The organism is Mycoplana sp. MJR14 (genome assembly GCF_029210525.1).
GTDB lineage: Bacteria > Pseudomonadota > Alphaproteobacteria > Rhizobiales > Rhizobiaceae > Mycoplana.
On record NZ_JARGEO010000002.1, the window covers coordinates 196816 to 209342 of the forward strand.

Here is a 12527-nt window from a genome sequence, read left to right on the forward strand (position 1 = left end):
ATGACCCGCTTCCTGCGATCGGCCCCGCATGCGGTCTTCATGCTGCTGGCCGTCTATTTCGCCGTCAATTTCCTGGTGCGGATGGCGTTGCCGGGCGCGCTCGAGCGCGACGAGGCGCAGCAGATCCTCCTGTCGCAGTGGCTGTCGGCCGGCTACGACACCCAGCCGCCGTTCTACAACTGGCTGCAATACGGGCTGATCCGGCTGACGGGTCCGAGCGTTTTCGCGATCAGCATCCTGAAGAACGGGATGCTGTTTGCCGCCTATCTCGCCTACGGGCTGGCGGCGCGCACGGTGCTGAAGGATCGGGATCTCGCGATCATCGCCACGCTGTCGCTCCTGACCATCCCGCAGATCGCCTTCGAGGCGCAGCGCGACCTGACGCATACGGTGGCCGTCGTCTTCGCCGCAGCGCTCTTCCTCTACGGCTTCCTGCGCACGCTCGCCGCCCCCACGGCGCTCTCCTATCTCGTCACCGGCGTCGCGATCGGCATCGGCATGATCGCCAAGTACAACTTCGCGCTCCTTCCGGCCGCGGGCCTTCTCGCCATCCTGTTCGATCGCGAGTGGCGGCAGCGGCTGTTCGACTGGCGGCTTGGCCTGACCGCCGCGGCGGCGCTGGTGATCGTTCTGCCGCATGCGCTCTGGCTGCTCGACCACCTGGCGCTCGCCTCCGGCGGCACGATGGACAAGCTGTCGGACGGCAGCACCGGGATTTCCTCGCAGATCCTCGAAGGCCTGCTGTCGCTCGCAACCGCGATCCTCGGCTTCTCGGCGGTGACCGTCGCAGTGTTTGCGATCGTCTTCCGGGGCGACCTGTGGAAGGCGCTCTCCGCCGGCAACCGCTGGACCGCGCTGATCGAGGCGATGATGGCCTTCTTCCTGCTGGCGCTCTTGCTCCTGATCCTCTTTGCCGGGGCGGCGCACATCAAGGACCGCTGGCTGACGCCGCTTTTGCTGGTGCTGCCGCTCTATCTCTGCCTGAAGATCGAGGCCGCCGGTCTCGGCAATGCGCTGCAGCTGAAGCGCTTCGCCCCGATCGCCGCCGCCATCATGATCGCCGTGCCGGCAATCCTGTTTGTCCGCGTCGCCGCCGCCGGGCTGACCGGCGACTACCAGAAGCTCAACGTGCCCTACGACGCCTTTGCCCGGCATATCGCCGAGGAAGGGGTGACGCCCGTCGTCATCCTTGCCGACGATACGCACCTCGCCGGCAACCTGCGCCTGCAGTTTCCCTGGGTGCCGGTCGTCTCGGAGGACTATGCCGGCTTCGCCCCGGACGTCGCCTGGAGCGCGCAGGCGCCGGTGATGGTCGTCTGGCGCAACGAGGACGGTTCACCGGCCGAGGCGCCGCAGGCGCTTCTCGCCGACGCCGCCCGCTTCGGCAAGGGCCGGGCGGCGGCCGCACCCGACCTGCACCGGGTGGAACTGCCCTATCTCTACGGCCGCGACGGCGACCGCTACAGTTTCAGTTATGCGTGGGTGTATCCGGCGGCGGAGTGAGCCGATTTCGATCGGCGCGGTAGTCGTTGTTGGCGCGGGCGCATGTCCTCTCCCGGGGGGCTATCGTGAGAACGCGCGGTCCCTTCCTCCTCCGTCATCCCGGACTTGATCCGAGATCCAGCCCGCGCAAGTCTTTGCGCGATGAAGCTTTTCCCGCGCCGCAGACGCGGCGCTGCTGGATGCCGGATCAAGTCCGGCATGACGGATCTTGAATGGCGTCACGCGCGTTGGTGCGCGCGCTCAGCCCTTCATCACCTTCCACGCATGATCCAGCCCCTTGCGGGTGATCGCGATCATGTCGTCGATCTCGGCGCGGGAAATGACCAGCGGCGGGGAGAAGAGCATGCGGTCGCCGGAGGCGCGGGCGCATGTCCTCTCCCGGGGGCTACCGTGAGAACGCGCGGTCCCTTCCTCCTCCGTCATCCCGGACCTGATCCGGGATCCAGCCCGCGCAAGTCCTTGCGTGATAAAGCCTTTCCCGCGCCGCGGACGCGGCGCTGCTGGATGCCGGATCAAGTCCGGCATGACGGAATGTTGAATGGCGCCACGCGCGTTGGTGCGCGCGCTCAGCCCTTCATCACCTTCCACGCATGATCCAGACCCTTGCGGGTGATCGCGATCATGTCGTCGATCTCGGCCCGGGAGATCACGAGCGGCGGGGAGAAGAGCATGCGGTCGCCGGTGGCGCGGGCGCATGTCCTCTCCCGGGGGGCTACCGTGAGAACGCGCGGTCCCTTCCTCCTCCGTCATCCCGGACCTGATCCGGGATCCAGCCCGCGCAAGTCCTTGCGCGATAAAGCTTTTCCCGCGCCGCAGACGCGGCGCTGCTGGATGCCGGATCAAGTCCGGCATGACGGGATGTTGGATGGCGTCACGCGCGTTGGTGTGCGCGCGCTCAGCCTTTCATCACCTTCCGCGCATGATCCAGCCCCTTGCGGGTGATCGCGATCATGTCGTCGATCTCGGCCCGGGAGATCACGAGCGGCGGGGAGAAGAGCATGCGGTCGCCGGTGGCGCAGGCGCATGTCCTCTCCCGGGGGCTACCGTGAGAACGCGCGGTCCCTTCCTCCTCCGTCATCCCGGACCTGATCCGGGATCCAGCCCGCGCAAGCCATTGCGCGATAAAGATTTTCCCGCGCCGCAGACGCGGCGCCGCTGGATGCCGGATCGAGTCCGGCATGACGGGATCTTGGATGGCGTCGCGTGCGTTGGTGCGCGCCGTCAGCCCCGCATCACCTTCCACGCATGATCCAGACCCTTGCGGGTGATCGCGATCATGTCGTCGATCTCGGCGCGGGAGATCACCAGCGGCGGGGAGAAGAGCATGCGGTCGCCGGTGGCGCAGGCGCATGTCCTCTCCCGGGGGCTACCGTGAGAACGCGCGGTCCCTTCCTCCTCCGTCATCCCGGACCTGATCCGGGATCCAGCCCGCGCAAGTCATTGCGCGATAAAGCTTTTCCCGCGCCGCAGACGCGGCGCCGCTGGATGCCGGATCGAGTCCGGCATGACGGGATCTTGGATGGCGTCGCGTGCGTTGGTGCGCGCACTCAGCCCTTCATCACCTTCCACGCATGATCCAGACCCTTGCGGGTGATCGCGATCATGTCGTCGATCTCGGCCCGGGAAATCACGAGCGGCGGGGAGAAGAGCATGCGGTCGCCAGTGGCGCGGGCGCATGTCCTCTTCCGGGGGGCTATCGTGTGAACGCGCGGTCCCTTCCTCCTCCGTCATCCCGGACCTGATCCGGGATCCAGCCCGCGCAAGTCCTTGCGCGATAAAGCTTTTCTCGCGCCGCAGACGCGGCGCTGCTGGATACCGGATCAAGTCCGGCATGACGGGATCTTGGATGGTGTCACGCGCGTTGGTGCGCGCTCAGCCCTTCATCACCTTCCACGCATGATCCAGACCCTTGCGGGTGATCGCGATCATGTCGTCGATCTCGGCGCGGGAAATGACCAGCGGCGGGGAGAAGAGCATGCGGTCGCCGGTGGCGCGCAGGACGAGGCCGTTTGAAAGGCAGTGGTTGCGGACCTCGACGCCGGCCTTCTCCTTGTCGGCGAAGCGCGTCCGGCTCGCCCTGTCCTCGGCAAGCTGGACGGCGCCCATCAGCCCGACGCACTGGGTCTCGCCCACCATCGGATGGTCCTCGAGCGACTTCAGTCCTTCCGCCAGGTACGGGCCGACGTCGTCGTGGACGCGCTCGACCAACTTCTCGTCCTCGATGATGCGCAGGTTTTCCAGCGCTGCCGCAGCGCAGACCGGATGGCCGGAATAGGTGAAGCCGTGGTTGAAGTCGCCGGCCTCGTTGACGAGCACGTCGCCCACCCGATCGGAGACCATGACGCCGCCGATCGGCAGGTAGCCGGACGACAGGCCCTTGGCGATCGGCGCCAAATCCGGCTCGACGCCGAAATGCTGGTGGCCGAACCAGCGGCCGGTGCGGCCGAAGCCGCAGATCACTTCGTCGACGACGAGCAGGATGTTGCGCGCCTTGCAGATGCGGGCGATCTCCGGCCAGTAGGTTTCCGGCGGCACGATGACGCCGCCCGCGCCCTGGATCGGCTCGGCGACAAAGGCTGCGACGTTGTCCTCGCCAAGCTCGTCGATCTTTTCCTCCAGCTCGCGGGCCATCTTCAGGCCGAACTCCGCCGGCGAAAGGTCGCCGCCCTCGCCGAACCAGTAGGGCTGGCCGATATGGACGATGCCCTCGATCGGCAGGGCCCCCTGCTCGTGCATGTATTTCATGCCGCCCATCGAGGCGCCGACCACGGTGGAGCCGTGGTAGCCGTTGCGCCTGGCGATCACCATCTTCTTTTCAGGCCTGCCGAGCGTCGCCCAGTAGACGCGGGCCATGCGGAACCAGGTGTCGTTCGCTTCCGAGCCCGAGCCGGTGAAGAAGACGCGGTTGATGTGCGGGCCGGCATGGGACGTGATCTTCTGCGCCAGCAGTACCGCCGGCGGCGTCGTGGTGCCGAAGAAGGTGTTGTAGTAGGGCAGCTCGTTCATCTGCCGCATCACCGCCTCGGCAATCTCCTTGCGGCCGTAGCCGATATTGACGCACCAGAGCCCGGCAAAACCGTCGAGATATTTCTTGCCGAGGTTGTCGAAGATGTAGCAGCCCTCGCCGCGCTCGATGATGCGGGTGCCGGCGGCGTTCAGCTTCTTCATGTCGGAGAAGGGATGGATGTGGTGGGCGGCATCGAGCGCACCGAGATTGGAGGCGGCGGCGGACGGGTTCGACATGAGAGACTTTCCTCGGTCTGCAGGCGAATGCCAGGGGGACGTTGAGAGGGCTCCACCGGCCTCTCCCCCGAAGCCCGTGAAAGCGCCCGCACTCATTGAACGGCGGGTCAGAATAGGCTAGGAAAATGCCCATGTAACAGGCATTTGGCAAGAGAGCGGCGCGAGAATCGCTTGGCCACGATGTCGTCAAGGAACCTGCCCGAGGCGAATACTGATCATGAGCAACGACATCCCGGCGCGCGCCAACGTGCCCGCCAATGCCCCGCCCCGTATCGAAATCCTGCTCGTCGGCATGAACGGCGACCTGCGCGGCAAGCAGATCCCGCTGGAGGCGGAGAAGAAGGTCTGGGACGGCACCGTGCGCCTGCCCTCCTCCACCCAGTCGCTCGACATCTGGGGCGACGACAACGACGACATCACCGGCCTGTCGCTCTCGGTCGGCGATCCGGACGGGGAATGCGTGCCCGACCGCCGCTCGCTCGCCGCCATGCCCTGGGCGCCGGCCGGCTCGAAGCAGGTGCTTGCGACCATGCACGAGCTCGACGGGACGCCGAGCTTCATGTGTCCGCGCGCCATCCTCGCCAATCTCCTGAAGCGCTTCGACGAGCGCGGGCTGACGCCGGTGGTGGCGACCGAGCTGGAATTCTACGTGGTGCAGGACGACTGGCGCACGACCGGCAAGCCGCGGCCGCCGGAGCGGCTGATGTACCGCGACCAGCCGAACGGCTTCCAGCTCTACGACATGAGCGCGGTGGACGCACTCGACGACTACCTGCAGACCGTGCGCGCCTACGCCCGCGAGATGGAGCTGCCGGCGGATGCGACGACGGCCGAGTTCGGCCACGGCCAGTTCGAGATCAACCTGCTGCACCGGCCGGACGCGCTGGCGGCCGCCGACGACTGCATCTACTTAAAGCGCGTCGCCGAGCAGGCCGCCCGCCGGCACGGGCTGAAATCCACCTGCATGGCCAAGCCCTATGCCGACCAGGCGGGCTCGGGCCTGCACGTGCATGCGAGCATCCTCGACCGCGACGGCCGCAACGTGCTCGACGCCAGGGGCGGCGATCCGCTGCGGCTGAAGTCGGTCACGGCCGGCATGCTGAAGACGATGCGCGAGGCGCAGCTGATCTTCGCCCCCTTCGCCAACTCCTACCGCCGCTTCCAGCCGGGCTCGTTCGCGCCGGTCGACATCGACTGGGGCTTCGGCCACCGGGGGACGGCGATCCGCATCCCCGACAAGGACGGCCCGGCCGCCCGCATCGAGCACCGCGTCGCCGGCGCCGACGTCAACCCCTACCTGCTCCTGACGGCGATCCTCGGCGGCATGCTGCTCGGCCTCGACGCCGACCTCGACCCTGGCCCGGCGACCGAACCGGGCAAGGACCCGGTCGGCGTGCCGCGGCTGACGCACGATTTCCTGACGGCGGTGGAGGAATTCTCCGCGTCCGCCTTCATCGCCGACGTCTTCGGCGAGCGCTATCGGAAACTCTACGGCGACACCAAGCGCAAGGAGGCGATCACCTACCTGCGCACGGTCTCCGACTTCGACTACCAGACCTACCTGCCGCGGATCTGAGCGGCGGCCGCGCCCGGCTCAGGCCGCCGCTTCGGTGGTGGGCGCGGCGACTTGGGCCTCGACGCGCGGGACGATCACCTTCAGTTCGCCGGCATGCAGGCGCAGGGCCACGTCCTTGCCCATCGGCAGCAGTTCGCCGTCGATGACGCAGTTGACGGCGCGGTCGATCTTGGGGAAATGCAGGTCGACGGCGCTGCCGGTCATCTCGGTGATGTCGGCGTTCTCGCGCAGCCTGCCGCGCAGGATGTCGGTGGCGAGCTTCGCCACGCCGCGGGAGCTCAGCGGATTGGCGACGTAGAAGCCGAGATGGCCGCCGGTGACGTCGTCGGCATAGAGCAGCCCGTCATTGCCGAAGCGGTTGTTGGAGACGTTGATCGCCGAGACGCGCCGGTGCTCGCGCATGCCGTCGACGTCGAACTCGACCTCGAATTCCGGCGGATCCAGCATGACGCCGACGGCGGCGCGGACGTTGGCTGCCATCTTGCCGAGCCGCGAGCGATAGGTCATCGCGTTGCGCAGCCTGACCATGCGCGCATGCATGCCGGCGGAGAACTGGTGGACGAAGGCGCGGCCGTTGGCGCTGCCGATGTCGGCGTCGGCGACGGTGCCTTCGGCGAGCGCGTCGAGCGCGTGCCAGATGTTGAGCGGGATGCGGAGCGAGCGGGCGAAGAGGTTCATGGTGCCGGCGGGCACGACGCCGAGCGAGATGCCGCTTTCCCAGGCGAAGCCGGCTGCGGCCGAGATCGTGCCGTCGCCGCCGCCGGCGAGCATGGCGTCGAGGTCGGTGCGGTCGGCGCAGCGGCGCAGCGCCATCTCGATATCCGCCCCCTCGACGACGTCGCAGTCGAGATGATGGCCGGCATCACCGAACACCTTTTCGGCATGGCGAACATAGGCGTCCATGTCGGTGGTGCGGAAGGTGCCGCCGTCCTTGTTGAATATCGCCTGAATCCGCATCGCATTCTCCGGTGTCTCGCGCGCGCCCTCCCCCAAACGTTCTTGCCATTAGATAGTTGCAAAGCGGCGAAATAACAGCGGACGGGCCGAGATTGGCCACCTGCGCATGGGGCGCGGTGCTGCCATGCAAAAATGCGGATACTGAATTTCGCTGACGATGTTAACTTTCGCCAAGCTCCGCGCCGTCTTGCAGAGTCCAACCCTACGATCGTCCATCGCATGGCCGCCGGCCGGATCGCCTGCACAGCACCCGGGAGGAGGGTGGCAGCGCGGTACTTCCGCCTTTGTGCTGCGCCCCACAGAGAAGCCTCCGTGTCCGAATTGCATCCCGCTGAAAATGCCGCCGCCCTTGCCGAGCAGCCCCGCGTCTCCCCGCTGACGGTGGCGCTCATCATCCTTGCGCTCGCCGTCGGCAGCTTCGGCATCGGCACCGGCGAATTCGCCATCATGGGGCTCCTGCCCGATGTCGCCACCACCTTCGGCGTCTCCAATGCGCGGGCCGGCTATGTGATCAGCGCCTATGCCTTCGGCGTCGTCGTCGGTGCGCCGGTGCTTGCGGTCATCGGCGCCCGCTTCCGGCGGCGCGACCTGCTGCTGGCGCTGATGAGCGTGTTTGCGGCCGGCAACATCGCCAGCGCGCTGGCGCCGACCTTCGAGAGCTTCCTGCTGATGCGGTTTCTGACCGGGCTGCCGCACGGCGCCTATTTCGGCGTCGCCGCCCTCGTCGCCGCCGCGATGGTGCCGGTCAACAAGCGCACGCAGGCGGTCGGAAAGGTGATGCTCGGCCTGACGCTCGCGACCCTCATCGGCACCCCGCTCGCCGCCTTCTTCGGCCAGATGCTCGACTGGCAGTTCCTGTTCGCCGCCGTCGGCGTCACCGGCGTGCTGACCGCGGCCCTCATCGCCATCTTCCTGCCGCGCGACAAGGCGCCCGTCGGCATCAACGCGCTCACCGAGCTCGGCGCCCTGAAGCGCAAGCAGGTGTGGCTGACGCTCGGCATCGCCGCCACCGGCTTCTGCGGCATGTTCGCCGTCTTCACCTATATCTCGCCGATCGTCACCGAGGTCGCCGGCCTCGACCTGTCGATGGTCCCGGTCATCATGGCGGTGTTCGGCTCGGGCATGATCGTCGGCAACATCTTCGGCGCCAAGCTTGCCGACCTGTCGCTGATGCGCACCATCGGCTGGTCGCTGACGGTCTATTTCTTCGTGCTCGTCACGCTCTCCCTGACCGCGCACATCCCGGCCATGCTGTTTGCCTGCTGTTTCCTGATCGGCTGCAGCTTCGTCGTCGGCCCGGCGCTGCAGACGCGGCTGATGGATGTCGCCGGCAATGCGCAGACGCTGGCTGCGGCGCTGAACCATTCCGCCTTCAACGTCGCCAATGCGCTTGGCGCCCTCTTCGGCGGCATCGCCATCAGCAACGGCTACGGCTATGCCTCGATGGGCTTCGTCGGCGCGATCATGGCCGTCTGCGGCATGCTGGTCTTCGCAACCTCGGTGGCGCTCGACCGGCGCGACCGGCAGGTTCCGGCGGCGGCCGTCGCGGCCGAATGACGGCCTGACCTCAAGGTGACCTGAAGGCGAGGTGCAGCGCGCGGCCGCAGGACGGCGGCGCGCACCGCGGGCGCATCCCTGCCCGCCTTCCGCGCACGGCGCGCATCGAAATCCCCCTGCTCCGTCCCTCTCCACGCATCCCGATCGCACGCCCGGCGTCCGGGCGCGAACCGGGGCAGCCATGCCCGCAAATCGGCGATTCTGCCGGGCACAAGGGTGTTACCAAGGTGACAACCTGCGGTGCGCGCTCTGGTAGAAACGTCTCCAGCGCCCCGCCGAGCGAGCCGAAAGGATCAGAGCGGGTCGGACCGGAAGCCAGGACGGCGCCGGGAGATCCACATGCGACCTGGAGACTGAAATGCCCAGCTTTATCGATTCCCTCACCGGCTCCAACTGGTTCGGCTACCTCGGCCGCACGGTGCTGACCTCCATGTTCTGGATGAGCGGCGTGGCAAAGATGCTCGACTTCGACGCCGGCGTCGCCGAAATGGCCCATTTCGGGCTGGAGCCCGCGCCGTTCTTCAACGCCGCCGTCGCGCTGACGCAGCTGTTCGGATCGGCCTTCATCATCGCCAACCGCTTCACCTGGCTCGGCGCCGGCATGCTCGCGGTGTTCACCGCGCTCACCATACCGATCGCGCACAACTTCTGGACGATGGAGGAGCCGCTCCGGACCCTCGAATTCTACGTGGTGTCGGAGCACGTGACCGTCATCGGCGCGCTGATGGTCGTCGCCTGGAAGTCCGCCCACACCGACCGGGTTGCTGCTACGGCGTAGCGGCAAAGGGACGCCGCCCCGCCCCCCAACTCCCGGGGCGGCGTCCCGATCGATCCGGCCTGCGGCGCGGGCAAGCCTCTTCCGCCGCCGTCATCCACGACAACAGGAATGCCTTGCCCGTCGTCCGGGCGACGATTGCTGCTGCCTGACGCCCACTCTTCCGACCGGATTTGCCGCTGCGGCGTAGCGGCAAAGGGACGCCGCCCCGCCCCCCAACTCCGGGGCGGCGTCCCGATCGGCTCGGCCTGCGGAATGGAGGAACCGTCCCCCCAGATACCTGCGGCCTCATCGAGCGCGGGCCGTCATGAAAGCGACGATCGCTGCTGCCTGACGCCCACCCTTCCGACCGGATTTGCCGCTGCGGCGTAGCGGCAAAGGGACGCCGCCCCGCCCCCCAACTCCCGGGGCGGCGTCCCGATCATTTCAGGTCCGGCAGCTTCAAGGGGCCGCCGGTCTTGATCGTGCGGATGGCGAAGTTGGAGCGGATATCGGACACGCCCGGCAGCGTCAGCAGCGTGTCGGTCAGAAGCCGCTCATAGGCCGCAAGATCGGCCACCACCACCTCCGCCAGGAAATCGGCATTGCCCGATATCAGGAAGCAGGACACGACCTCGGGAATGGCGAGCAGCGCCGCCTGCTGCGACAGCGCATTCTGCAGGCTGTGGCGGTCCACCTTGATCTCGACGAAGACGGTCAGCCCGAGGCCGACCTCCTTGCGGTCGATATCGGCCCGGTAGCCCTTGAGTATGCCCGACTTTTCCAGGTTGCGGATGCGGCGCAGGCAGGGCGAAGGCGACAGGTTCACCCGCTCGGCGATCTCGACATTGGTGGCGCGCGCGTCCTCCTGAAGGATGCGCAGGATCGCGATATCGAATTTATCCAGATTTGGCATCTTTCTATCTTTTAAGACCGGATATTGGCGGATAATTGCCAATTGTAGTTTCATACAGCCATAATTAGCAAGGACATGCCTCGGCATTCGGCAGTAGTTTTCCCGCAGAAACAACCCATACCGCTGCCGGGGAATACCAAATGTCCATCTCCACCCTTTCTCCCACCGAACGCACCTCGACCGCGGCCGGCTATGCCGGGGCAATCGTCACCGTGCTCATCTGGGCAACCTGGGTGCTCGCCACCCGCCATACCGCCTCCACATCGCTGACCACGATCGACGTCGGCCTGCTTCGATATGGCGTTCCCGCCCTCGTCCTGTCCCCGATCTGGATCCGCATGGGCCTGCTGCCCCGGGGCGTTCCGTTGCGGCTCGTCGTCATCATGGTCGCCGGCGCCGGGGCGCTGTTCTTCCAGGTGACGGCATTTGCCCTGCACTCCACGCCGGCTGCAGCGGGCGGCATCCTGCTCGGCGGCTCCATGCCGCTTGCGACGGCCCTGATCGGCATCGTCCTGTTCGGCGAACGTCCGGACCGCATGCGCGTGCTCGGCCTCTTCGCCATCCTTGCGGGGCTTGCGCTCCTGCTCGGCAAGGCGCTGCTCTCGGGCGGCATGACGCTCACCGGCTTCGTGCTGCTGCCGTTTGGCGGGTTGCTGTGGGCAGGCTATACCCACGCCTTCCGGCGGTCGGGCCTGACGCCGCTGCAGGGCGGCGCCCTCATCACGAGCTGGTCGACCCTCATTCATCTCGGCCTGGCGGCGATTTTCGGCACGACGCTCGCCGCAGCCCCGGCGTCGGAAGTGGCGGTGCAGTTCACCAGCCAGGGCATCCTCTCCGGCCTCGTCGCCACCTTCGCCTACGGAACGGCCATCCGCGCGCTCGGCGGCACGCAGGCGGCGGCGTTCACGGCGATCACGCCGGTGCTGGTGACGCTCGGCGGCGGGCTCATGCTCGGCGAGCCGCTCGGCATGACGGAACTGCTTGCCGCCGTCGTCACCGGCGCCGGCGTCGCCCTCTCCACCGGCATCCTGTCGAAGCGGGCGTGAGTGACCGCAGCGCGAACGAAAAAAGGCCCCGGCGAGCGATCACCGGGGCCTTTTCCCATCTGCAGGTTTCGCCCCTTATCCGTGCACGATCTCGCGATGGCGCTGCAGCCGCTTGCCGTAGGCCTGGCTGACGCGGTCGAAGATGATGGCGATGCCGACGATGGCGAGGCCGTTGAAGATGCCGAGCGTGAAATACTGGTTGGAGATCGCCTTCAGCACCGGCTGGCCGAGACCCTGGACACCGATCATCGAGGCGATCACCACCATGGCCAGCGCCATCATGATCGTCTGGTTGATGCCGGCCATGATCGTCGGAAGCGCCAGCGGCATCTGCACGTTCTTCAGTTTCTGCCAGCCCGACGAGCCGAAGGCGTCTGCGGCCTCCAGCACGTCCTTGTCGACCAGGCGGATGCCGAGATTGGTCAACCGGATCATCGGCGGGATGGCATAGATGACGACCGCGATCAGGCCCGGGACCTTGCCGATGCCGAGCAGCATGACGACAGGGATGAGATAGACGAAGCTCGGCATCGTCTGCATCACGTCGAGGACCGGGTTGATCAGGTTCTGCAGGCGGTCGGAGCGCGACATGGCGATGCCGATCGGAATGCCGATCGCGATCGACAGCACGGTGCAGACGAAGATCATCGAGATCGTCTTCATCGTGTCGTCCCACATGTCGAAATAGCCGATCACCAGCAGCGTGCCGACGCAACCGGCGACGATCTTCCAGTTGCGGCTGGCGAACCAGGCGATCAGCGCGATGGCGAGGATGACGATCGGCCAGGGCGTGCGGGTCATCAGCCGTTCGGACTGGATGAGGAAGAACTGCAGCGGTTCGAAGAAGGATTCGATCAGATCACCATAGGCGCGGGTGAACGCGCGGAAGCCTTCGTCGATCGCCTTTTTCAGCTCGCGCAGCGAATCGTCGTTCATATGCGGAAATTTGGTGAGCCATTCCATGCCCGTTCCCCT

Annotated in this window: 9 protein-coding genes; 5 read left to right on the forward strand and 4 right to left on the reverse strand. The window is 66.8% G+C overall.

Going from position 1 to position 12527, the window contains the following annotated elements:
* Positions 1–1503 carry a glycosyltransferase family 39 protein gene (locus tag P0086_RS05245; RefSeq protein ID WP_275783253.1) on the forward strand — a complete coding sequence of 501 codons (1503 nt, stop codon included), beginning with the start codon at positions 1–3 and terminating at the stop codon, positions 1501–1503.
* A gap of 1872 nt (positions 1504–3375) precedes the next feature.
* Here P0086_RS05245 and P0086_RS05250 read toward each other — a convergent pair.
* Positions 3376–4746, reverse strand: a complete 1371-nt coding sequence (locus tag P0086_RS05250) for an aspartate aminotransferase family protein (RefSeq protein WP_275783256.1) — start codon at positions 4744–4746, stop codon at positions 3376–3378.
* A 217-nt stretch (positions 4747–4963) separates the two neighbouring features.
* Here P0086_RS05250 and P0086_RS05255 point away from each other — a divergent pair, with 217 nt between their 5' ends.
* A complete protein-coding gene (locus tag P0086_RS05255; RefSeq protein ID WP_148652384.1) occupies positions 4964–6322 on the forward strand; it encodes a glutamine synthetase family protein in 1359 nt (452 codons plus the stop codon).
* An 18-nt stretch (positions 6323–6340) separates the two neighbouring features.
* Here P0086_RS05255 and P0086_RS05260 read toward each other — a convergent pair whose 3' ends face one another.
* Entirely contained in the window at positions 6341–7279 is a 939-nt protein-coding gene (locus P0086_RS05260) for a diacylglycerol kinase family protein (protein ID WP_275783259.1), read from the reverse strand.
* Between the two features lie 321 nt (positions 7280–7600).
* On the opposite strand from P0086_RS05260, the gene P0086_RS05265 reads away from it, so the two are divergent.
* Both P0086_RS05265 and P0086_RS05270 read left to right on the forward strand, forming a co-directional pair.
* Positions 7601–8836 carry an MFS transporter gene (locus tag P0086_RS05265; RefSeq protein ID WP_275784405.1) on the forward strand — a complete coding sequence of 412 codons (1236 nt, stop codon included), beginning with the start codon at positions 7601–7603 and terminating at the stop codon, positions 8834–8836.
* A 358-nt stretch (positions 8837–9194) separates the two neighbouring features.
* Positions 9195–9614: a DoxX family protein gene (locus tag P0086_RS05270; protein WP_275783262.1), complete on the forward strand. Its 420-nt coding sequence runs from the start codon at positions 9195–9197 to the stop codon at positions 9612–9614.
* Between the two features lie 418 nt (positions 9615–10032).
* On the opposite strand, the gene P0086_RS05275 is transcribed toward P0086_RS05270, so the two are convergent.
* The gene (locus tag P0086_RS05275) at positions 10033–10506 is read right to left on the reverse strand and encodes an Lrp/AsnC family transcriptional regulator (RefSeq protein WP_112597287.1); all 474 of its coding nucleotides are present in this window, start codon (positions 10504–10506) and stop codon (positions 10033–10035) included.
* A 140-nt stretch (positions 10507–10646) separates the two neighbouring features.
* On the opposite strand from P0086_RS05275, the gene P0086_RS05280 reads away from it, so the two are divergent.
* Positions 10647–11552, forward strand: coding sequence for a DMT family transporter (locus P0086_RS05280; protein WP_148652382.1), 906 nt, complete (start codon positions 10647–10649; stop codon positions 11550–11552).
* 75 nt (positions 11553–11627) lie between these two features.
* On the opposite strand, the gene P0086_RS05285 is transcribed toward P0086_RS05280, so the two are convergent.
* The gene (locus tag P0086_RS05285) at positions 11628–12515 is read right to left on the reverse strand and encodes a proline/glycine betaine ABC transporter permease (RefSeq protein ID WP_112597284.1); all 888 of its coding nucleotides are present in this window, start codon (positions 12513–12515) and stop codon (positions 11628–11630) included.
* Between the last annotated feature and the right edge of the window lie 12 nt (positions 12516–12527).